General features: G+C 58.1%; 24 protein-coding genes. 14 read left to right on the top strand and 10 right to left on the bottom strand.

Annotated features, from left to right (window positions below; all coding sequences use genetic code 11):
• Together ACEQWH_RS00725 and trxB are read right to left on the bottom strand one after the other, a co-directional pair.
• The coding region (locus ACEQWH_RS00725) for a winged helix-turn-helix transcriptional regulator (protein WP_370227370.1) at window positions 1–1,116 on the bottom strand (1,116 nt) is incomplete at its 3' end.
• 316 nt (window positions 1,117–1,432) lie between these two features.
• Complete coding sequence (gene trxB, locus ACEQWH_RS00720; protein WP_370227367.1) at window positions 1,433–2,374, bottom strand: thioredoxin-disulfide reductase; 942 nt, start codon at window positions 2,372–2,374, stop codon at window positions 1,433–1,435.
• 193 nt (window positions 2,375–2,567) lie between these two features.
• On the opposite strand from trxB, the gene ACEQWH_RS00715 reads away from it, so the two are divergent.
• Window positions 2,568–3,068 (top strand): Lrp/AsnC family transcriptional regulator, encoded by a 501-nt coding sequence (locus tag ACEQWH_RS00715; protein ID WP_370227365.1) that lies wholly within the window; start codon window positions 2,568–2,570, stop codon window positions 3,066–3,068.
• Here the strand turns inward: ACEQWH_RS00715 and ACEQWH_RS00710 are convergent.
• The gene (locus ACEQWH_RS00710) at window positions 3,052–3,630 is read right to left on the bottom strand and encodes a TetR/AcrR family transcriptional regulator (RefSeq protein WP_370227363.1); all 579 of its coding nucleotides are present in this window, start codon (window positions 3,628–3,630) and stop codon (window positions 3,052–3,054) included. The genes ACEQWH_RS00715 and ACEQWH_RS00710 overlap by 17 nt on opposite strands.
• Window positions 3,631–3,735: 105 nt before the next feature.
• Between ACEQWH_RS00710 and ACEQWH_RS00705 the strand changes: the two genes are divergently transcribed.
• Complete coding sequence (locus tag ACEQWH_RS00705) at window positions 3,736–4,317, top strand: NAD(P)H-dependent oxidoreductase (RefSeq protein ID WP_370227361.1); 582 nt, start codon at window positions 3,736–3,738, stop codon at window positions 4,315–4,317.
• Between the two features lie 66 nt (window positions 4,318–4,383).
• Here ACEQWH_RS00705 and ACEQWH_RS00700 read toward each other — a convergent pair whose 3' ends face one another.
• The 4 genes from ACEQWH_RS00700 to lgt all read right to left on the bottom strand — a co-directional run bounded on the left by ACEQWH_RS00700 (window position 4,384) and on the right by lgt (window position 7,344).
• A complete protein-coding gene (locus ACEQWH_RS00700) occupies window positions 4,384–4,509 on the bottom strand; it encodes a hypothetical protein (protein WP_370227359.1) in 126 nt (41 codons plus the stop codon).
• A gap of 149 nt (window positions 4,510–4,658) precedes the next feature.
• Complete coding sequence (pgeF, locus tag ACEQWH_RS00695; RefSeq protein WP_370227358.1) at window positions 4,659–5,411, bottom strand: peptidoglycan editing factor PgeF; 753 nt, start codon at window positions 5,409–5,411, stop codon at window positions 4,659–4,661.
• A complete protein-coding gene (locus ACEQWH_RS00690) occupies window positions 5,408–6,460 on the bottom strand; it encodes a class I SAM-dependent methyltransferase (RefSeq protein WP_370227356.1) in 1,053 nt (350 codons plus the stop codon). The genes pgeF and ACEQWH_RS00690 overlap by 4 nt, the downstream gene beginning before the upstream one ends.
• Window positions 6,457–7,344, bottom strand: a complete 888-nt coding sequence (gene lgt / locus ACEQWH_RS00685) for a prolipoprotein diacylglyceryl transferase (RefSeq protein WP_370227353.1) — start codon at window positions 7,342–7,344, stop codon at window positions 6,457–6,459. Before lgt ends, ACEQWH_RS00690 begins: the two co-directional genes overlap by 4 nt.
• Window positions 7,345–7,447: 103 nt before the next feature.
• On the opposite strand from lgt, the gene ACEQWH_RS00680 reads away from it, so the two are divergent.
• From ACEQWH_RS00680 to ACEQWH_RS00650, 7 genes are all read left to right on the top strand, one after another.
• Complete coding sequence (locus tag ACEQWH_RS00680; protein WP_370227351.1) at window positions 7,448–7,702, top strand: accessory factor UbiK family protein; 255 nt, start codon at window positions 7,448–7,450, stop codon at window positions 7,700–7,702.
• Window positions 7,703–8,932: an FAD-dependent oxidoreductase gene (locus tag ACEQWH_RS00675; protein ID WP_370227348.1), complete on the top strand. Its 1,230-nt coding sequence runs from the start codon at window positions 7,703–7,705 to the stop codon at window positions 8,930–8,932. It begins immediately after the preceding gene.
• A gap of 197 nt (window positions 8,933–9,129) precedes the next feature.
• Window positions 9,130–9,630, top strand: coding sequence for a YbjN domain-containing protein (locus ACEQWH_RS00670; protein WP_370227345.1), 501 nt, complete (start codon window positions 9,130–9,132; stop codon window positions 9,628–9,630).
• An 84-nt stretch (window positions 9,631–9,714) separates the two neighbouring features.
• Window positions 9,715–11,115, top strand: a complete 1,401-nt coding sequence (locus tag ACEQWH_RS00665) for a deoxyribodipyrimidine photo-lyase (RefSeq protein ID WP_370227342.1) — start codon at window positions 9,715–9,717, stop codon at window positions 11,113–11,115.
• A 75-nt stretch (window positions 11,116–11,190) separates the two neighbouring features.
• Window positions 11,191–11,529 (top strand): tRNA-binding protein, encoded by a 339-nt coding sequence (locus ACEQWH_RS00660; RefSeq protein ID WP_370227339.1) that lies wholly within the window; start codon window positions 11,191–11,193, stop codon window positions 11,527–11,529.
• The gene (locus ACEQWH_RS00655) at window positions 11,529–12,479 is read left to right on the top strand and encodes a 2-hydroxyacid dehydrogenase (RefSeq protein WP_370227336.1); all 951 of its coding nucleotides are present in this window, start codon (window positions 11,529–11,531) and stop codon (window positions 12,477–12,479) included. Before ACEQWH_RS00660 ends, ACEQWH_RS00655 begins: the two co-directional genes overlap by 1 nt.
• Window positions 12,480–12,541: 62 nt before the next feature.
• Window positions 12,542–13,660: a beta-ketoacyl-ACP synthase III gene (locus tag ACEQWH_RS00650; protein ID WP_370227334.1), complete on the top strand. Its 1,119-nt coding sequence runs from the start codon at window positions 12,542–12,544 to the stop codon at window positions 13,658–13,660.
• Here the strand turns inward: ACEQWH_RS00650 and ACEQWH_RS00645 are convergent.
• Both ACEQWH_RS00645 and ACEQWH_RS00640 read right to left on the bottom strand, forming a co-directional pair.
• Complete coding sequence (locus ACEQWH_RS00645; protein WP_370227332.1) at window positions 13,657–14,295, bottom strand: DUF1826 domain-containing protein; 639 nt, start codon at window positions 14,293–14,295, stop codon at window positions 13,657–13,659. The two genes, ACEQWH_RS00650 and ACEQWH_RS00645, sit on opposite strands and share 4 nt — an antisense overlap.
• A 173-nt stretch (window positions 14,296–14,468) precedes the next feature.
• Window positions 14,469–15,050: a thymidine kinase gene (locus tag ACEQWH_RS00640; RefSeq protein WP_370227330.1), complete on the bottom strand. Its 582-nt coding sequence runs from the start codon at window positions 15,048–15,050 to the stop codon at window positions 14,469–14,471.
• A gap of 376 nt (window positions 15,051–15,426) precedes the next feature.
• Between ACEQWH_RS00640 and ACEQWH_RS00635 the strand changes: the two genes are divergently transcribed.
• Window positions 15,427–15,885, top strand: a complete 459-nt coding sequence (locus ACEQWH_RS00635) for a hypothetical protein (protein WP_370227328.1) — start codon at window positions 15,427–15,429, stop codon at window positions 15,883–15,885.
• 182 nt (window positions 15,886–16,067) lie between these two features.
• Here ACEQWH_RS00635 and truA read toward each other — a convergent pair whose 3' ends face one another.
• Complete coding sequence (gene truA, locus ACEQWH_RS00630; RefSeq protein WP_370227326.1) at window positions 16,068–16,835, bottom strand: tRNA pseudouridine(38-40) synthase TruA; 768 nt, start codon at window positions 16,833–16,835, stop codon at window positions 16,068–16,070.
• Between the two features lie 153 nt (window positions 16,836–16,988).
• Here truA and ACEQWH_RS00625 point away from each other — a divergent pair, with 153 nt between their 5' ends.
• From ACEQWH_RS00625 to ACEQWH_RS00610, 4 genes are all read left to right on the top strand, one after another.
• On the top strand, window positions 16,989–18,404 hold the full coding sequence (locus ACEQWH_RS00625) for a YcjX family protein (protein WP_370227324.1): 1,416 nt from the start codon (window positions 16,989–16,991) through the stop codon (window positions 18,402–18,404).
• Complete coding sequence (locus ACEQWH_RS00620) at window positions 18,401–18,832, top strand: N-acetyltransferase family protein (protein WP_370227321.1); 432 nt, start codon at window positions 18,401–18,403, stop codon at window positions 18,830–18,832. Before ACEQWH_RS00625 ends, ACEQWH_RS00620 begins: the two co-directional genes overlap by 4 nt.
• Window positions 18,833–19,819, top strand: coding sequence for a YcjF family protein (locus tag ACEQWH_RS00615; RefSeq protein WP_370227320.1), 987 nt, complete (start codon window positions 18,833–18,835; stop codon window positions 19,817–19,819).
• Window positions 19,820–20,032: 213 nt separating this feature from the next.
• Window positions 20,033–21,902 (top strand): isoleucine--tRNA ligase (locus ACEQWH_RS00610; RefSeq protein ID WP_370227318.1); only part of this gene is annotated, 1,870 nt, incomplete at its 3' end.

Genomic DNA, 21,902 nt, shown 5'->3' with positions numbered 1-21,902 from the left:
TGTGGTGGCCTGCGGGTATTTGTCCAGCACCGCCTCATAGCAACGCACGCGGGTGAAGTGATCGACGTCGCCGGGCTTGGTCATGCCGACAACAGGGTGGATCAAAAGGTTCGCCTGCGCTTCACGAGCCGCGCGGAATGTCAGTTCCTGGTGGGCGCGGTGCAGCGGGTTGCGGGTCTGAAAGGCCACAACCTTGCGCCAGCCTAGCTTGCGGAAATAGGCGCGCAGCTCGTTTGGTGTGTCACGACGGGCGCGGAAGTCATAGTGAACCGGCTGTTGAATGCCTGTGATCGGGCCGCCCAGGTAAATCTTGCCGGCCTGATTGTGCAGATAGTTCACGGCCGGATGTGCGTCGTCATCTGCGCCAAAGACCTTTTCAGCCTCGCGCGCTTTGTTTGGCTCCCAGCGGTCGGTGACGGTCATCGTTGCGAGGATCACACCTTCCTGGTCGCGCAAGGCAATGTCTTGACCGAGCTCGATGTTTGCGGCGAAGTCCTCAGAGACGTCCAGCGTGATTGGCATTGGCCACAGCTGACCGTCTGCCAGGCGCATGTTTTCGACGACGCCGTTATAGTCCTCTTCTGACAGAAAGCCTTTCAGCGGGTTAAACCCGCCGTTCATCAACAGTTCCAGATCACAGATCTGGCGCGGCGTCAGATCGTGGCTGGTCAGGTCAGCGGCTTCGACTTTCAGCTTTTGGGCTGAGTCGTAAGAGACATAGAGTTCTGGGATAGGAGCGAGATTGTTTTGCATAGGTTCCGTCCTGGATTTAATCGGTACAAATCGGTTTGAGGTGCCTGTGAGTTCCGCGTGCAGGGCCTCGTAATCGGCGAGTTTCTGGGCGAGGAAGCGATCCGTTAGCCGGTTCTTTTCCCCTGCGCCCTTGGTTGTCAGTGCGTAAGAATTGCGTTGGCGTTTGTCCGAGCCCGGGCGCTGGGCGATGCGCACCAGACCGGCCTCGATAGCGTCGCGAAGCAGGGCATTCAGTCGACCAAGCGACAGGCCAACCGCCTCTGCTGTCGAGCGCTGAGACGCATCTGGTGCGATGTCCAGTTGCCGCAAAAGGCGGAAGAGCTGGTCTTCTTCGCTGCTGATATGTGCCTCAGGCTCTGCCACAACACGGCTCTCGTTATTTGTTCACGCGTGAACATATCTCATAAAACTGTTTTTTTGCCAAGAGTTATGAACATTTAGGGCATTTATTGTTCACCTATCACGGATGCCGGAATGCCGGTCGCAGGCCATCTTTGATTATCGTGATGATGTTTTTGGTGCGATGATGAATGTGGGACGGTGTTTTTGTCACATTCATCGCTCAAAGTGTGGAACGTGTGCCGGTCATGTCCTGCTTGCGACGAACGCGCCGCAAACAGGGAGTTTGCTTAGTTTGCCTTTACCGCGCGCCAAAAGCGCCCGGTGAGGGGGCGGAACATCATTCCTGTTCCGCGAGGAATTTCTCAGCGTCCAGTGCCGCCATACAGCCCATGCCCGCAGATGTGACCGCTTGGCGATAGACGTGGTCTGTCAGGTCTCCGGCGGCAAAAATGCCGGAGATCGAGGTGCGGGTGCTGCCCGCTTCGACTTTGACATAGCCGCCGTTGTGGGTTTCCAGCACGTCTTTCACCAGTTCGGTTGCGGGCGCGTGGCCGATTGCCACAAAGACGCCCGCGCAGGGGATTTCCGTGATTTCGCCGGTGTTGACGTTTTTAGTTTTGACGCCAGTGACGCCCAAAGGTGCTTCGGTGCCCACGACCTCTTCCAACGTGTTGAACCAGAGCGTTTCGATTTTCTCGTGTTTCAACAGGCGGTCTTGCAGGATCTTTTCAGCGCGCAATTCGTCGCGACGGTGGATCAGGGTCACTTTAGAGGCAAAGTTGGTCAGGAACAGCGCTTCTTCAACTGCGGTGTTGCCGCCGCCGATCACGACGATTTCCTGACCGCGATAAAAGAACCCGTCGCAGGTTGCGCACGCAGAGACGCCAAAGCCTTTGAACTTCTCTTCGCTCTCCATGCCAAGCCATTTGGCGCGGGCACCAGTCGCAAGGATCACGGCGTCTGCGGTATAGGTTGTTCCGCTGTCACCTTTGGCAACAAAGGGGCGCACCGAGGTGTCGAGTTCGTTGATGATGTCGCCGATGATCTCTGTACCCATCGCGCGGGCGTGGGCTTCCATATTGACCATCAGATCAGGGCCCTGAATTTCTGTGTGACCCGGCCAGTTTTCCACTTCGGTTGTGGTGGTCAGCTGTCCGCCGGGCTCGATACCCTGCACCAGAATCGGGTTCAGCATCGCTCGGCTTGCGTATACGCCTGCGGTGTATCCTGCTGGACCTGAACCGATAATCAGAACTCTTGTGTGTTTGCTCTCTGCCATGGGCCACCCGATTGCCTAAAATTTCGCGTCACAGGGATATAGACACTCGCGAAGCGGGCGAAAACCCCCAAGGCGTCACGGCGTGATTAAGAAGTCTCACGTTCCGGTCATTTCTTAAAACGTGAAATATTATTGCGCGTCCACTTGCGGGTGCTATAAGAATTGCAAAAGTGCACAGGGTTGCGAGGGGTATATGACCGGCTATCGACTGGATCCGATTGACCGCAAGATTCTGGCAGAGCTTCAGGCAGATGGTCGCATGACCAACGTCGAGCTTGCCAAGCGTGTGGGCATTTCGGCACCCCCTTGTTTGCGGCGTGTGCGAACGCTTGAGGATGCGGGCTATATTCGCGGCTATCACGCCGAAGTTGACGCGCGCGAATTGGGATTTGAGGTTCAGGTCTTTGCCATGGTCGGGCTGATTTCTCAGGCCGAAGCAGACCTGAGTGCGTTTGAAGATCGCTGCCGCGACTGGTCGCTGGTTCGCGAATGCCACATGCTGAACGGCGAGGTGGACTTTGTTCTTAAGTGCTGCGCGCCGGATCTGTCCACGTTTCAGGCGTTTCTAACCGAAGATTTGCTCAAGGCGGAAAACGTGGCCAGCGTAAAGACCTCACTGGTCATTCGCGGGGCAAAGGACGAGCCGGGCGTGCCGTTTGACGTCTTGGAAGAGCGGATCAGCCGGACGGCTTAGGCAAGAGCCAAGCGTTCAGATAGGTTTCCATCCGATCCCGTATTGAAACACCGTTATGCGCTTCGCAGAAATGCAGGGCGAGGGCCTGAATCTGAAACGCGCCGACACCGTCGGCCATCAGGGCCGGGTCAATGTCTTTGCGAAACGGACCGTTGGCAAGCCAATGCGCCATCACTGTGCCATGGCGGATAAAGGTCTGGGCAATCGCGCCAATCTCGCTGTTTTGTGCGGCCCCCGAATGGCGTAAAATCACATCAAAAACAAAACGTTCCTGCGTCATGAAGGCGAAGGACGGCATCAAAGCATCCAGAATTTCCTCGATGCTTTGAGGTGGCTCTAACAGTTCCACTTCATCCAGAAACGCATGAATTTCGCCGCCGATCAGGTGATCCATCAGCGCATCTTTGTCTTTGAAATGGGCAAAGAACGTCCCCTTAGCGACGCCTGCATCTTTGACCACATCTTCTACCCGCAAAGCTTCATAGCCCGCGGCTTTGATGCGAGTCTGTGCGGCCTCGATCAGCTTTGCGCGGGTTTTGAGCGTGCGTGTTTGGACTGCCATGGGGCTGGTGTGCCAGAAAAAATGACTTTGGTCAAATTTTATATTGACCGCGGTCATTTTCTAAATTTATGAAAGTGACCATGGTCAATTTTGGAGAATCGCACGATGGCGAAGAAGATTTTTGTTTTGAATGGGCACCCGCGCGTTGAGTCGTTGTCTGCAACCTTTGCGCAGACCTATGCAGGGGCGGCGAAGGGCGAAGGACACGAGGTGCGCATTTTGAACGTGGCTGACCTTGAGTTCGACGTGGATTTTGGCGAGGCGGTCTACAAAGACCCGAAACCGCTGGAGCCCGATCTGGAACAGGTTTTGCAGTCGATTGAGTGGGCCGATCACGTGGTTCTGACCACGCCAATGTGGTGGGGCGGGTTGCCTGCGAAACTGAAGGGGCTGATTGACCGGAGCTTCCTGCCCGGGCGGACCTTTGACACCAAAAGCGGCAAGTTCCCCAAGCCCCTGTTGAAAGGGCGCACAGCGCGGGTCATTCTGACATCGGACACGCCGGGATGGTACTTTCGCCTGATCTATCGCAGCGCGCTGCACTGGCAGCTTAAACGCCAAATTCTTGGTTTTATCGGGTTAAGCCCAACGCGGTTCACCCATTTCGCCCAATCCAGTGATCCCAAGCCGGGCGCTGTTGCGCGATGGGTTGCATCTGTGAAAACGCTTGGTGCGCAGGCCATTTAAACACAAAACGACCGCTGGCCCGGGGGGCACCAGCGGTCGTTTCGCTTGGGTACTGGGGGGTACCGATTATGCGGCTTTTGCGGCTGGCTTGACCAGAACCGGTTGGCCGATACGTTTCTTTGCCCACGGCAGAACGACTGCCTCGGATTTCGATGCTTTGACGATCGATTTGATAAAGCGCTGCTTTGCCATGTGACTGCTCCTATTTGGTGATCCCTTGAGGATCTGATTGTTTGCCTGTTGAAAACAATCTGGTTCCCAAATGGGGCAGAGATGCGGCGAGATTGGCGTGAATTCGGGGAGTTGCAAAGGTGAATTGACGGCGCAGATCACCCTGTGGGTCAGAGTTTGATGACCGCAATCAACCTACCGTAGTCAGCTTCTTTCGCATGGGTTGAGCGGCGGTACGAGAAGAACCGCTCGGGATCGCTGTAGGTGCAATGCCCGCTCCATTCGGCCACGCCCACGCCAGAGGCACGAAGCCGTGCAACGCCATAGCCCGGCAAATCGAACATGAACCGGTCGCCTTGTCCCTTGGCAAAGAACTGGTCGTTTGCGGAATCCAGCGCCAGAAATTCGTCGCGCAATTCGGGGCCAACCTCATAGGCATCCTGACTGATCGACGGGCCGATCACGGCGCGGATGGCGCTGCGTTTGGCACCCAAAGCTTCCATTGCCTCAACAGTCGATTCCAGAACACCAGACACGGCCCCGCGCCATCCAGCATGGGCTGCGCCGATCACCTGCGCGTCGGGATCGGCAAATAGAACCGGTTGGCAATCGGCTGTCAGGATCGACAGCGCCTGACCGGGAACATTGGTGACCAAAGCGTCGGCCTTAGGCTTGTCCCCCGTAATCGGGTCTTTCAGCGTCACGACGTCGGCCGAGTGGATCTGATGTACGCCGTTCAGGGTTTCAACACCCATCGCCTGCGCAACACGGTCGCGATTGATGCGCACGACGTCGGCAAGGTCGCTGCTGCCTGTGCCACAGTTCAGCCCCTGAAAAATGCCCGAAGACGCGCCACCGCGACGGGTGAAAAACCCGTGTTCAATGGGGGCCAGTCGTTCAGACCTCAGGATCTCAAGGCTCATGCTTCTACTCCGGGGGGCGGATTTTCACCCTCTGGATACAGGGCGACCACTTTGAACAGATTTCCCATTTCCTCTGGATGGGTCAAGCGACGATGCGCAAGAATATGCTGCTCTAGCTGCGCGGGCTCCATCAGTTTCGCCAAATCCTGCGCGCGGCGAGTGATGCCCAGACGTTCCAGAAAGACGCCCTGCGCGGTCACGCGTGAAAACTTGCACGGGGTCGCCAGACAGATGGCTTCAAAATCTACATGGGCGGTTAGATCGACGTTGCCGGGGTCTGCCAGCACGTCGACCTCTTTGTGATCCTGAACGGCCTGCAGCGTGTCGCCCTGCGAATGCCAGTCGCCATAGTCGATAATCAGCGCAGCGCCGCCGTGTCGTTTGATCCGGCCACCAATCGCGTCGATCATTGGGGCCAGCGCGTCACAGACTTCGACAAGCATGCCGTCTTCGGTGTCTTCTAGCCGATGCGCCAGTGCTGGTTGGGGTTGAGGCGCGCCAAGACCAAAGGTCAGCGCCTCGTGATCGACGCCGATCAGACGTTCGCGCCACCGGTCTCCTTCGCGCACGAACTGGCGGATCGGGAGGGCATCCAGAAACTCATTCGCCACAAAGAATGTCGGGAGTTCTGGCAGGGTGTCGACCGTGTCATGCCATGTTGCTTGGGCAATCAGCGCTTCTTGTTTGGCGCGCAGCGTGGGCGAGGCTTCGATCAGATGCACCTGCATCGCGTCCTGAAATCCCGGCACATTGCGGGTTGCGCGCAGCAGATCGGCCATCAGGGTGCCACGTCCGGGGCCTGCCTCGGCAATCACAAAGGACTTGGGCGCGCCTTGGTCTAGCCAGGCCTGCGCCAGCGAGATCCCCAAGAGTTCGCCGAACATTTGTGTGATTTCCGGAGAGGTCGTGAAATCCCCGGTGCTGCCAAACGGATCACGGGTCGCGTAATAGCCATAGGCCGGATGCAGCAAGCATTCGGTCATATAGTCGGCCACGGAAATCGGGCCGATGGTGCGAATGCGGTCGATCAGGGTTTGTTTCAGGCTCATGTGTGCTCACGTCGACTGCGGGCGATCATCCAAAGTCCGAACAGGATCATAGGAAGGGACAAGATTTGCCCCATGGTCAGACCGATGCCATTCAAATGCAGAGCAAGGCCCAGCGGATTGCCGTCGGTCACAAATTGCGCGTCAGGCTGACGGACGAACTCGACCAGAAAACGGGCCAGCCCGTAGCCTGCGAAAAACACACCTGTGATGCGCCCCGGATAGGCCAAAGCGCCCCGCTTGAATGCAAGAACCAAAAGCACAGCAAGCAAAACAGCGCCTTCCAGCGCTGCTTCATAAAGCTGCGAGGGATGACGCGCGCACAGGCCTGCAAGCTGGCCGCAGTCTTGGGCAAAGGCGCCGGGGAACGCGACGCCCCAAGGCAGGTCGGTTGGCCGCCCCCATAGCTCGGCGTTGATGAAATTGGCAAGGCGTCCCAGCAACAGGCCTACAGGCGCCCCAAGTACCACCAGATCCGAGGTCGAGATTTTTGACAGCCCATGTCGGCGACAAAATATCCATCCCGCCAGAACAACGCCGATAACGCCGCCATGAAAGGCCATGCCGCCTTCCCAGACGCGCAAAATGGCCAACGGATCGCTTAGATAGCTGCCGGGTTGATAAAACAGCACATATCCCATGCGCCCACCCAGAATGATGCCGATAGTCACCCAGAACAGCAGGTCTTCGAGCTGATCGTCGCGCATGGGCGGCGTCTGTTTTGCCCAAAGATTCACGCGGCGTAGGGCCATCAGGGAAATCTGAAAGGCCAGAATAATTCCGACGATATAGGCCAGCGCATACCAGCGCAGTGCGATTTCAAAGCCCCCTAGCGAGATCGAAACCAGCTCGGGCGAAATATTGGGAAAAGGGATCAGTGCCTGCATCTGTCTGATGTGCCTCTGTGTACGGTAAGAAGTCAACCTTGAGAGTTCGGTCTTTTGTGCCCATATAGGGGGCAAATGTAACGGCACGCTATCGGAGGCCCACATGCAGACACGCAACAAAATTATGGATGATATCTCGCAGCTTATGACCAATGCGATGGGCGTGGCGCAGGGCGCCAAGGACGAGGCCGAGACCGCCATGAAATCCTTTATGGATCGCTGGCTGGCTGATCGCGATTTCGTCACACGCGAAGAATTTGATGCGGTGCGCACAATGGCGCAAAAAGCCCGCGAAGAGAATGCGGCGCTGAAAGCCCGTCTAGATGCACTGGAAGCTGGTCAGGCAGGTCAGAAATAAGTGACCAAGTCTGACTGGACGCGCCGGCAGACACTTGCCGGCATGGGGGCCGCCCTGACCGCCGCTATGCTGCCTGTTCAGGGCATGGCGGCCGGTGCCCCGCGTGGCTATCTGCGCACAAACTGGAGCCGCGATCCATTTGCCTTGGGGTCTTATTCCTATACGGCGAAGGGCGCGCGCAAAAAGGATCGCCGCAACATCGAAGCGCCCATTGAGGGGCGTATATTTTTTGCAGGCGAAGCGGCTTATCACAAACGGTCCAGCACTGTGCACGCGGCGCATGAATCCGGTCTGCGCGTGGCGTCCATGCTGCGCAAAAAAGGGCATCAGAAGGTCGCGGTTGTCGGTGCTGGCATGAGCGGGCTGACGGCCGCGAAAGATCTAAGCGATCGCGGGTTGGACGTCACCGTGTTTGAAGCGCGTGACCGCATCGGTGGCCGCCTTTGGACGGACAACAGCCTGGGTGTGCCCTTGGATCTTGGGGCAAGCTGGATCCACGGCACCACGGGCAACCCTTTGACGGCGTTGTCGGATCAGCAGGCGTTGGCGCGGGTGGCCACCGACGACAGCTATATCCTGCGCGGCCGTGATGGGCGCGAAATGCGTGACGCAGACGTGGCTGACGGGGTACTTGAGCAGGTAGAAATTCAGACCGAGGCGGGGGCAGATCTGGCGGATCTGAACACACGCGCCTATCTGCTGGATGATGATTATGACGGCAAAGAAGTCGTCTTTCCGGGCGGCTATTCCGACATTCTTGGCGCGTTCAATGGCGACTATGATCTGCGTCTGTCAACGCAGGTCGGCATGATCACATTAGAAGACGGCGGGGTCTGGGTCACGCCACGTGCGGCACGGCCCGAGTTTTTTGATGCGGTGCTCGTCACCGTGCCTTTGGGTGTTTTGAAGGAAGGCAGCATTGGCTTTAAGCCCGAATTGCCTGACGCCAAACGTCGCTCGATCTCGCGTCTTGGTATGGGGGTGTTGGACAAGGTCTATCTTCAGTTTGACCGACCCTTCTGGGATCAGGATGTCACCTGGATCTACACACCCGAGGCCGAGGGGCCGGCAGGGCAATTCAATGTCTGGCTCAATTTCTACAAGACGCATGGGGTGCCAATTATCATGGCGTTTAACGGCGGTAGTGCCGCGCGATCCCTGGCCAACAAGAGCGACAGAGAGATCATTGCGCAGGCGAGCAAAGCCATTCGGAGTGCCTATTCGCTCTAGTTTGCAGGCCAACCTCTTGTGTGTAATTTGGATTTGTCCACAACTTATTGCGGTCATTTCCAAAATTTCCCTTTACTAATGCGGGCGTAGCGGCCACCATACCTGTAAGGGAGGAGGGCTCTCCTACCTCTCATCGAGCAGGCACCAAGCGCTGGTTACGCTGCCACGTCCCGGCGCAATTACGAAAGGGTGGCGCCATGGCATTATCAGAGCAGTATCTCGAAGAAGACATTCATCCCATCGACATCGTCGAACACATTGCAGAGCATCACGAGTGGACGTTTGACCGCATCGCGGATGATCAGATCGCAATGGCCATTGAAGGGCAGTGGAAGACCTATTCCATCACGCTTGCATGGTCGGGTTATGAAGAAATGCTCAAGATGGTGTGTTCCTTTGAAATGGAACCTCCGTCAGATTGCATGCCGCAACTGTTTGAAGTTCTCAACCAGGTCAACGATCAGTGCTGGGCAGGTGGGTTCACCTATTGGACCGAGCAGAACATGATGATCTATCGCTATGGTCTGGTTCTGGCGGGTGGTCAGGTGGCCAGCCCCGATCAGATCGACACGATGATCAACGCAGCCATCATGAGCGCGGAACGCTTTTATCCGGCGATCCAATTGGCGACATGGGGCGGTCGTTCCGTTGAGGACGCAATGCAGGTTGCAATCGCGCAGGCCTACGGGCGGGCGTAACGTCAAAATTTAGGCGGCCGGCTCTGGCCGCTTGTCACAGGTGCTCTAGATGGCGGCCTATGTGAAGTTGTGCAGAGGCCGCCCGTGCGATCACTTGTATTATTCAGACTGGACCTGCGGGTCGCCGACAATCCGGCGTTAACGGCTGCGGCCGCGCGGGGCGATGTTCTGCCTGTTTTTGTTTACGAGCCAGACAGCTATGGATCCGCTGCGAAATGGTGGCTGCACCACAGTCTGACGGCTTTGTCTCAAGATTTGGGTGGGTTGGTTCTGCACAGCGGAGATACGCTGACCGTTGTTCAGTCCTTGGTGGCAGACCACGACATTTCGGCCGTGTATTGGAACCGGCGCTATGATCCTGCGGGCATTGCCAGCGACACACGTCTGAAGTCCGCGCTGGGCGAGACTGGTATCGAGGCGACGAGTTTTCCCGGAAACCTGTTGTTTGAGCCGTGGCAGATCAAAACCGGCAGCGGTGGTCCGTTTCGCGTGTTCTCACCGTTCTGGCGGGCGTGCCAGCGCCATGATCCTCCGGCTCTGCCTTTGACGCGCCCAGAGTTTTCCAATATCGCACCGCCCGCAGACGTGGCCGCGTTGGGCTTGCTGCCCAGCCAGCCGGATTGGGCCGCTGGTTTTGGCCCGCTGTGGTCACCGGGCGAGGCTGGCGCCACAGAACGCCTTGATGATTTTCTGAATACAGACCTGACGGGGTATAAAACCGGCCGCGACCGCCCGGATCAAAACCATGTCTCGCGGCTGTCCCCGCATCTGCACTTTGGCGAGATTTCTCCTAGACAGATCTGGCACCGCACCCAGCATCATTGCGCGCTGCGGTCTGGCGATCAGCAGGATGCGGAAAAATTCCTGTCCGAAGTCGGCTGGCGCGAGTTTTCCCATCATCTGCTGTTTCACACCCCAAGCCTGCCGGATGAAAACCTGAACAGAAAATTCGATGTCTATCCTTGGATGGATAACGCAGATCAATTGCGCGCATGGCAGACAGGTCAAACCGGATATCCGTTGGTGGATGCCGGTCTGCGCGAGCTCTGGCACACGGGTTATATGCACAATCGGGTCAGAATGGTGGTCGCAAGCTTTCTGATAAAACATCTGCGTCAGCATTGGCGACATGGCATGGAGTGGTTCTGGGATACGCTGCTGGATGCTGATCTGGCAAACAACGCGGCCAGTTGGCAGTGGGTTGCGGGCTCTGGAGCCGACGCCGCCCCTTATTTCCGGATATTCAATCCAACGACACAGGCCCAGAAATTCGACCCAAACGGCGACTATATTCGCACATGGTGCCCCGAGCTGGCGGCTTTGCCCAACAAATGGCTGCACGCACCATTTGAGGCACCCGCGTCGGTTTTGTCAGCGGCGGGTGTCACACTTGGCGGCTCTTACCCTGCTCCGATCGTGGATCACAAAGCGGCCCGCGAAGCGGCGCTGGCGGGGTATGATGCCGTCAAATCGCACGCGGTCTGAAAAGCGGCTCGACCTTGGCGCGAAATCGCGCAATGCTGCCCGAAAATCTGACAGGAGCAGCCGCAGGAGCATCCAATGGCCGAGATCACGTTTGACGATTTTCTCAAGGTAGACATCCGCACCGGTGTCGTTGTGGACGCCCAGCCCTATCCCGAAGCGCGCAAGCCAGCCATTAAGCTGTGGGTGGATTTCGGAGGCGATCTCGGGGTCAAGAAATCCTCGGCTCAGATCACCAAACACTACAGCCCCGAAAGTGTCATCGGAAAACGCGTCATGGCGGTTGTGAACTTTCCACCCCGCCAAATCGGAAAATTCATGTCAGAAATTCTGGTGCTTGGGGTGCCGGATGACGCAGGCGAAGTCGTGCTGATCACGCCGGACAAAGACGTCCCAACGGGCGGGAGGCTCTATTGATGAAACTACTGATCACGCGGCCCCTGCCTGACACGGTTGTCGCCGCGGCCCAAGCGCATTTTGATGTCACCGTGCGCGCCGAAACAACACCGCTCAGTCAGGATGAGCTGCGTCTTTCGCTAGCGGACTACGACGCGATCCTGCCGACACTGCGGGACGAGTATGACGCGGATGTTTTCGCCGATGTGCCAAACCCAAGGGCGCGAATTCTCGCGAATTTTGGCGTGGGGTTTAACCATATCGACGTTCAGGCCGCCGCAAAGGCTGGCATTGTTGTCACCAATACGCCGGGCGCCGTGACAGATGCCACCGCCGATATCGCGATGACGCTGATCCTGATGTCGTGCAGGCGTGCCGGAGAAGGTGAACGCATGGTGCGCGCAGGGCTTTGGGACGGGTGGCATCCGACCCAGCTGTTGGGCCAGCATGTGTCCGGCAAACGCGTCGGCATCATTGGCATGGGCCGGATCGGTCAGGCCATCGCGCGGCGCTGTCACTTCGGCTTTGGCATGGCGGTCAGCTATCTGGCACGCTCGAAAAAAGATCTGAATTATCCGGCGAAGGCACATACGACGCTTGCAGCTCTGGCGGCCGAGGTCGACGTGCTGGTTGCCGCCGTACCAGGCGGGGCAGACACTTTGCATCTGGTCAATGCCGAGACCTTCAGATCTATGAAGCCGTCAGCGCATTTCGTGAACATTTCGCGCGGCGAAGTTGTGGACGAAACAGCCCTGATCGCCGCACTCACCTCGGGCGAAATCGCCGGGGCGGGCCTCGATGTCTATGAATTCGAGCCGACCGTTCCGGACGCGCTTAAGGCGCTTGAGAACGTCACCCTGCTGCCGCATCTGGGCACCGCTGCACTTGAGGTGCGCGAGGGGATGGGGCTGATGGCGGTGGACAACCTGCGGGCGTTTGTGTCTGGCGATCCGCTGCCCAACAGGGTCTAGCTGCGTCACCCTTGACCTTTGGTCAGCCTTGCGGTGAAGTTTTCAGACTGCGAGGAGGCCTCATGCACCAGCCAGCGATTACCGGAAGCGGCGTTTTCACGCCCAGCCAGATCATCACCAACGACGAACTCGTCGTTGCGTTCAACGCCTATGCGGACAAATTCAACGCCGAGAATGCCGAGGCGATTGCCGCAGGCGAGACCGAAGCCCTGTCCCACTCCAGCGCCGAGTTCATTCTCAGCGCCAGCGGGATCGAGCAGCGTTATGTCATGGAAAAGGAAAGCATTCTCAATCCAGACATCATGTTCCCAAAGCTTAGATCGCGACAGGATAGCGAACCGGGGATCATGGCTGAAATGGCCATGGACGCCTGTGCAAAAGCGCTGGCGCAAGCGGGCCGCACAGCAGGTGAGGTCGATCTGGTGATCTGTGCCGCGTCAAATCACGAACGCGCCTATCCCGCGATTGCAGTGGAAATTCAGGATCTTCTGGGGGCAGGGGGCTTTGCCTTTGATATGAACGTGGCCTGTTCGTCGGCCACCTTTGGGCTTCAGGCCGCTGCCGACATGATCCGCGCAGGCTCGGTCAAATGCGCACTGGTCGTGAACCCCGAGATCTGCTCGGGCCACCTGGAATGGCGTGACCGTGATTGCCACTTTATTTTTGGTGATGTCTGCACTGCCACCGTTATCGAACGGGCCGAAGCCGCCAAAGGCGCGCATTTTCTGGTGCACTCCACCAAATGCGCCACGCAGTTTTCTAACAATATCCGCAACAACAACGGCTACCTGCGTCGCTCACACACCGACATGGAAGACCGCCGCGACATGCAATTCATGCAGAACGGCCGCAAAGTCTTCAAAGAAGTGCTGCCACTGGTGGTGAACCACATTCAGGGCCACCTGACAGAGGCGGGTGCCTCGGCCGACGACCTCAAACGGCTTTGGCTGCATCAGGCGAATAAATCAATGAACGATTTTATCGGTCGAAAAGTTCTCGGCCGCGTGCCCGAGGATGGCGAGCAGCCCAATATCCTGCAGGACTATGCCAATACATCCTCCGCTGGATCGATCATCGCCTTCTCGAAATTCAGCGACGATCTTCAGCCCGGCGATAAAGGCGTGATCTGTTCATTCGGTGCGGGCTATTCCGTCGGATCGGTGCTGGTCGAGCGCGCTTAGGCGTCCTCAAGGCGATAGACCGGATCCAGAACCAGCAACAGACGTGTCTCGCCCGTGCCCTCAATCGGGGGCGAGCGGTGCAGCAGGCCTGTTGGCGCATCACCCGGCCACTTTGTACCACGCAATATAATCGGGCAGCCTGCAGGCACAGACGCATATTGCGCAACCTCGCGCGCCGCGTTGCCCAACCCATATTGCGTGGACTGACCGCGATACGTGCAGACCAGCCGTGCCGTCACCGCGTCGATATGAAATTTGCGGCAGGCGTTGGTGGTAATGGGATCAAGCCTAAGGCGCAAATACGGAGCCTCCATCAAGGTTGCAAAGGCCTTGGACAGCGCGGTGATATCCTCAACAAGCCAACGGCGTGATGCAATATGCTCCGCTGAAACCTCAGGCATCAGCCTCAGGACATGCGCCGCAACCTCATCGGGTCTCAGGACAATACGCTCGTCTGGCAATTCGTCACCCGCAAGACCCGCCAGCCATTGCAGCGCCGCCTGATCGGAGGCGCGTTCATAAATCACCGCTCCGCACCGTGGCGCGCCAATGGCTGAAAACCCTGACATGGCATCGCAGCTGAAAACGGTTGCGCCAAAATCGGGCTGAGGCGAGGTTTTATGATCCAACGGCATTTGTCTTTTCCAGTGTTGCGGGCTGTGCAGGGCTATCTACACAACGTGTATGAAGATCCTTTATGTAATAACATTACATTTTTACAAAGCGCAACAATCCCCCCCAGCGCGCCTGATCTTTCTCTTGCCAAAAATATCCTGGGGTGAGGCCCATGGGCCGAGGGGCAACGCCCCTAGCTGTCGCCCACCTCATCGCGCCAGTGTTTGCGGCAGAGCGATACATAGGTCTCATTGCCGCCGATCTGCACTTGCGCGCCGTCACGGGCGGCTTTGCCATCCGCATCCCGCCGTACGACCATCGTCGCCTTTTTCCCGCAATGACAGATCGTGCGTACCTCGCGCATTTCGTCAGCCAGCGCCAACAGTGCCGCCGATCCCGGGAACAGCTCACCCCGAAAGTCCACCCGCAGGCCATAGCACATGACCGGAACCTTCAGATCATCGACCGCGCGGGCCAGTTGCCAGACCTGATCCTTGGTCAAAAACTGTGCTTCATCCAGAAATACACAGGCAAAATCGCCTTGCTCCTTGCGGGTCTCAATCTTTGCAAACAGATCAGAGTCGCCGTCAAATGTATCGGCGTCCGCGCCGATTCCGATGCGCGATGCGATCCGCCCCTGACCAGCCCGATCGTCAAATCGCGCCGTCAGCAAATAGGTTTCCATACCGCGCTCGCGGTAGTTGTGCGAGGCCTGCAACAGCACCGTCGATTTGCCGGCGTTCATGGTCGAATAGTGGAAATAGAGCTTTGCCATACCCTGCTGATAAAATGCGCGGCGGGCAAAAATCAAGCGGGAAACAGAGCGCCGGGACGGTGGCTGTCACACCGCCCCGACTCTGTCGAGCATGACGTCCGGGCAGGGCGGCGGGACAAGTCCCTGGGGATGAACACCCCCGCCCAGACAAATCGCGCGACAGCCGCGATTCCTTTCGTTGCCCGAGGCGCCTCAAAAGGAATACGCCAGTGGACGAAAAGCGTGGCTCGGGGGTCGAATGGGCTGAGCCACCTGCTTTCCGCCGCGTCTGCGATAAGGGAAGGATGACAAATCCCGGAAAACCCAATAATGGGAAAAGACATTTCTATTTCCCCTGCGTGATCGCGCGCATTGGGGTGGGCAGTAAGGGTTAAGTATGGCAGGCGTTGGCAGCTATCTGAAAAAACACACAGAGGCCTTGGTGAAAGACGTCGGCATCGAGGCCGCCTGCGACCTCACCGGCAAGTCCAAGGCGACGCTGGGGCGGTATTACTCTGACCATGACGAGCATTCAGATCGGTTCATGCCAGTAGATGCGGTTGCTGCACTCGAAGAGGCCTCGTCTTATCCGCATGTCACCTCGGCATTGGCAGAACTGAAGGGCATTTCGCTGTCTTTTGACGACCGTCGTCGCAACGAGGACAAGAAAGGCGGCATCAGCACGGATGTGATCGCGCTGAGTCAGCGGTTTGCCATGTTGATGGCCGAATATCACCAGTCGATCGAAGACGGGGTCATCACGATCAACGAAGCAAAACGCCTGTTGAAAGAAACGCTCGCGTTACAGCAGGTGTTGATTGATATGAAGCTGCACCTCGAAGATGAGGCCGGTTAAGGGCGGAAGCACCCGGCCATGTTGGCAACCGGGGTGTCAGCCAAAATATGTGGGTATGACGCACTGACGGCTTCCGCAAAGTCAGCATTACGCAAAAAACTGCGAAAGTCTCTGCGGGATTTCCCTAGGTTTTGCGGAAACTATGGCAGGGGTTCTGGCCCAATTGTCCCCAAATTGGAAACTTACGCGAAGGGATCGGTCGGATAACCGACCCCTGCAAGGTAAAGGCCCTGCGGTGGGCTGACCGGCCCACAAGCGGCGCGGTCGGCGGCTTGCAGGGCCGTGCGCACATCCTCTGGCGACCATTTGCCTGCGCCAACGCGTTCCAGCGTGCCGACAAAGCTGCGGACCTGATTGTGCAGAAACGACCGGGCGCTGACGTGAAAATGCGCCTCCAGGCCCCAAGGCATTTCGACCTGTTCTACGCGCAACTCGTCTAAAGTTTTGACTGGGCTCGCCGCCTGACAGATCGAGGAGCGGAAAGTCGTGAAGTCATGGTGCCCCAGCAGATGGTTCGCGCCCGCCTGCATTGCGTCGATATCCAGCCGGTGGTTGACCTGCCAGACCAAGCCTGCTTGATGGGTCGCCGGCGCGCGGCGCATCAGAATGCGGAACAGGTATCGCCGCTCGAGTGCTGAAAACCGCGCGTGCCAATCGTCATCGACAATCGCTGCATCGACGATCGAGACAGGGTCAGGTTTTAAATGGAAATTCAAAGCCTCGGACAGACGAAACGGCGTCCAGTCTTTTTGCAGATCGCAATGGGCGACCTGTGCCAGACCATGGACACCTGCATCTGTGCGGCCTGCGGCTGCGATCGTGTGGCTGCCGGGTTCCAGCCTGGACAGGGCGGCCTCGATTGCCCCCTGAACAGAGGGCTGATCCGCCTGTCTTTGCCATCCGGCAAAGGGCGCCCCGTGATATTCCACTTTTAGTGCGATCCGAACCATGTCTCGCCATAACGGGCGACGGGCGTGGCTTCAATCCCGAGACATGTGGCTTATGGGGAAAATTCTGCACTTTTCCCGCCGCGCTGGTGGTGCTGCCTATGGAAAAGCCCGGTCAAGCTTCATAGGTTTTCACAACAGAATGAAAGGACAGTTGTGGTCTTAACCGATCTGGCACATGAAGTGACCCGCCGCGTCGAAGCGGTTGGCGATGGTTTGAACGAAGCCCTCTTTGAGCCGGTTATCCGACTGGGTGTGACGGGGCTTGCGCGGTCCGGCAAGACCGTGTTCATCACGTCGCTGGTGGCCAGCCTGCTGGATCGCGGTCGTATGCCGCAACTGAAAGCCGTCGCCGACGGGCGCATTGTGGCAGCGTATCTTCAGCCCCAGCCGGATGTGACAGTTCCCAGGTTTGACTATGAAAACCACTACGCTGCGCTAACGGGGCCGACCCCGCATTGGCCCGAAAGCACGCGGGCTGTATCCGAGCTGCGTCTGTCGTTCAAAGTACAGCCAACGGGTCTGTTGTCGGGCTTTCAAAGCCCACGCACGGTGCACGTCGATATTGTGGACTATCCCGGCGAGTGGCTTTTGGATCTGGGCTTGCTGGATCTAAGCTATTCCGAATGGTCTAGCCGCGTTCTGACCCGGATTGAAAACCGCACCGAGGCCGCAGACTACCTCGCGCAGATCCGCGAGATTGACGCAAGCCAGCCTTTGCAGGAACCGGTGGCACAGGCGCTTGCGGCGGCGTTCACCCAGTATCTTAATGCGGCGCGGGACGCGGGGTTCTATGATTGCACACCGGGACGCTTCCTGTTGCCCGGAGATCTTGCGGGTTCTCCGGTTTTGACCTTTGCCCCGCTCGCCGACAGCCCCAAGGCCCCCCGACGGGCCCTGTGGCGCGAGATGGAACGGCGGTTTGAGGCCTATAAAGCCAAGGTCATCAAACCATTCTTCCGCGATCATTTCGCGCGGATTGACCGGCAGGTTGTGCTGGTGGATGCACTGGGTGCGATCAATCGCGGCCCGCTGGCGGTCGAGGAAATGCGCGGGGCCATGGCCGAGATACTCGACAGCTTCAGACCGGGCCGGAACGCTTTTTTAAGCCGTCTTTTGATGGGCAAGCGGGTAGAGCGCATTTTGTTCGCCGCAACCAAGGCGGATCATCTGCATCATCGCCAGCATGGGCGTTTGACAGCGATCATGGGCGCGTTGACACGTGAGGCTCAGGATCGTGCGCGGTTTGCAGGGGCCAAGGTGGATGCCATGTCGATTGCCGCTTTGCGCGCAACAGTTGAGGAAACTCTGCACCATGACGGGCGCACGCTGGACTGTGTACGTGGCACGTTGCTGGATGGCGGCAAACAGGCTGCGTTTTATCCAGGCGAGTTGCCAGAAGATCCGTCAAAGCTGTTGTCTGCGGCGCGACAGGGTAAAGCGGAATGGCTGAATGGCGACTATGAAATCATGAGTTTCGCACCCGCCGCACTATCCCTGAAGCCCGGATTTGGGCCACCGCATATCCGGCTGGATCAGGCGGCCCAGTTTCTGATTGGGGATCGCCTGTGATCCTGCGTGCGGCCCAGCCCAATGACGCCGCTGCGACAGGGGCGATCCTGACCGAATTTGTGTCCGAAACGCCCTGGATGCCCAAATTGCACACGTCCGAACAGGATCAGGGGTTCTGTCTGGCGATGATAGACCGTGGCTGGGTGCGGGTGGCCGACGCGGGAGGAGTCGTCGGTTTTATCGCGCGCAACAAGTCCGAGGTGAACGCGCTTTATGTGGCGCAGGCCCATCGCGGTCGGGGTGTGGGCGCGGCCTTGCTGCAAGAGGCGCAAAGCGCTGAGGACCATCTGACTTTGTGGACATTTCAGGACAATCTGGGTGGCCGCAGATTCTATGCCGCGCATGGGTTTTATGAGGTGTCGCGCACAGACGGGCAGCAGACGGACGAGAAACTGCCCGACGTACAGCTGGAATGGAAGAGACGCTAGATGGCAGACAACAAACCTGTACTGATCGAACTGGCCGAAGATGCGCCACAGGTTGCGGATGCACCGCAAGTTCCCGACGTGCTAGAGGCACCGCAGGGGCAGGCCATGCAAAACGTGGTCAAACTGGCCGCGCGGCGTCCGTCTGTGCTGGCACGATGGTTTTGGGGGCTGCTGGTCAGCCTGCTTCTGACTGTGGTGTCGATCTCGGCCTATAATGCGGTTCTGGGGCTGATCGCCACGACGCCGATGCTGGGCTATGGGGTCACGGCGTTGATTGGGGTGTTCACCCTTGTTTGTCTGCTGATCGCGGGCAAAGAAATACTGGCGTTTGCCAGTCTCAGCCGGGTCGACCGTCTGCATGCGCGCGCAGGCCAGGCGATGGCTGACAACGATGTGGCAGCTGCGCGCGGCGTTGCGCGTGATCTGGCAGCGCTTTATCGCAACCGTGACGAGACCTCTTGGGGACGCGCGCGACTGGACGAAGGTCTGGGGGATGCCTTTGACGCTGCCGCCGTCTTCGCCCGCGTGGATCAGACACTGATGGCCCCGCTGGACAAGGCCGCCCAACAAGAGATCGAAGCCGCCGCGCGTCAGGTTGCGACAGTGACAGCACTGGTGCCTCTGGCGCTTGCGGATTTGTTGACAGCCCTGGTGGCTAACCTGCGTATGATCCGGCGGATTGCCGAGATCTATGCCGGGCGGTCTGGCACCCTTGGCAACTGGCGTCTGACGCGTGCGGTGATGACCCATCTGGTGGCCACAGGCGCGGTTGCGGTTGGGGATGATCTGATCGGCTCGGTTGCGGGTGGGTCCGTTCTGTCGAAAGTCTCGCGACGTTTTGGCGAAGGCATCGTGAATGGCGCTCTCACAGCCCGCGTGGGCGTCGCGGCCATGGAGGTCTGCCGACCTCTGCCGTTTGAGCCGGGCAAAAGCCCACGCACCGGACAAATCGTCAAATCGGCGCTGGCTGGACTGTTTGGCAAATAGGCCCTGCGCCCGCGGCCTGTTCAAGGGGGCAATACGCGCTTTACCCTTGTGAACCCCCAGCCTATAAGGGCGCTGATGACATATATTCGTGCGATCATTATTCGAATTATATGCCCGGCGCTCTAAAACGTTGAGCCGCCGGGACAAGGCGTATGAACCACCGCGCCGCCCCCTCATGAATTCCCAGATCTGACGACCCGAAGGACGCCCCAAATGTGCGCCGATACACCAGAATACAAAGATACTCTAAGCCTGCCGAAAACCGATTTTCCTATGCGCGCAGGCCTGCCGAAACGTGAACCTCAATGGCTGGACCGTTGGGAAAAAATCGGCGTTTACGACCGCCTTCGCGAAAAGGCAGGTCGCAAGCCGTTTACGCTGCATGATGGCCCTCCTTATGCGAACGGGCATCTGCACATCGGGCACGCGCTGAACAAGACGATCAAGGATATGATCGTGCGCTCCCATCAGATGATGGGCTTTGACAGCCGCTATGTGCCAGGCTGGGATTGCCATGGTCTGCCGATCGAATGGAAGATCGAAGAGCAATACCGCAAAAAGGGCAAGAACAAAGACGCGGTGGATGTGGTCGAGTTCCGTCAGGAATGCCGCGCCTTTGCCGACAAATGGGTCGAGATCCAGCGCGAAGAATTCAAGCGCATCGGGATCACTGGCAATTGGGCCGATCCCTATCTGACCATGAACTACCATGCCGAGGCGGTGATTGCCGAGGAATTCATGAAGTTCCTGATGAACGGCACGCTTTATCAAGGCTCAAAGCCTGTGATGTGGTCTCCGATTGAAAAGACCGCATTGGCAGAGGCCGAGGTTGAATATCACGACAAAGACAGCTTCACGATCTGGGTGAAGTTCAAGGTCACAGAGCCAGCGGACCACAAACTCGCGGGCGCGCAGGTTGTGATCTGGACAACGACTCCTTGGACGATCCCATCCAACAAAGCGGTCGTCTATGGTGCGGACATTGCCTATGGGCTTTACGAAGTCACCGGCACGCCCGAGGACTGCTGGGCCAAGGTTGGCGACAAATATCTTTTGGCGGATAATTTGGCCGCAGATGTTTTCAAACGCGCCCGTCTTGAAGACGATCAGTGGACTCGTGTTGCCGATGTTCCTGCCTCTGATCTTGAGGGCATTGGTCTGACCCACCCATTGCATGGCGCCGAAGGCGGCAATGGCGAGTGGGACGACATCCGCGATTTCCGTGCCGCTGATTTCGTGACCGACACCGAAGGCACCGGCTTTGTGCATTGCGCCCCGTCCCACGGGATGGAGGAATTTGAACTCTATCGTGACCTTGGGATGCTTGAGCAGGTCATCACCTACAACGTGATGGACGACGGCGCGTTCCGCGCGGATCTGCCGTTCTTTGGCGGCAAATACATCCTCTCCCGCAAGGGCGGCGAGGGCGATGCGAACAAGACCGTGATCGACAAGCTCGCCGAAGTCGGCGGGTTGCTGGCGCGTGGCAAGATCAAGCACAGCTATCCGCATTCCTGGCGGTCCAAAGCACCGATCATCTATCGCAACACGCCGCAGTGGTTTGCTTCGGTAGATCGTGCCGTGGGAGATGGCCAGGACGAGATGGGCACATCGATCCGCGAACGCGCGCTGCGCTCGATTGACGAGCTGGTGAAGTGGACGCCACAAACGGGTCGGAACCGTCTGTATTCCATGATCGAAGCCCGCCCTGACTGGGTTCTGTCCCGCCAGCGCGCCTGGGGTGTGCCGCTGACCTGTTTCACCAAGAAGGGCGCTCTGCCGACAGATGCGGACTTCCTGCTGCGCAACGAGACTGTGAACCAGCGTATCGTCGCGGCGTTTGACGCTGATGGCGCAGACGTCTGGTACACCGACGGGTTTAAGGAAAAGGTCCTTGAGGGCGTCGTAGATCCGGCTGAATACGAGCAGGTCTTTGACGTGTTGGACGTGTGGTTTGACTCAGGTTCTACCCACTCTTTCGTGCTGCGCGATCGTGAGGATGGTACCGAGGACGGTATTGCGGATGTCTATATGGAAGGCACCGACCAGCACCGCGGCTGGTTCCACAGCTCGCTGTTGCAGG

Origin of the sequence: Cognatishimia sp., from assembly GCF_964229375.1 — a bacterium.
GTDB lineage: Bacteria > Pseudomonadota > Alphaproteobacteria > Rhodobacterales > Rhodobacteraceae > Cognatishimia.
This window is presented reverse-complemented; position numbering and strand designations above follow the sequence as displayed.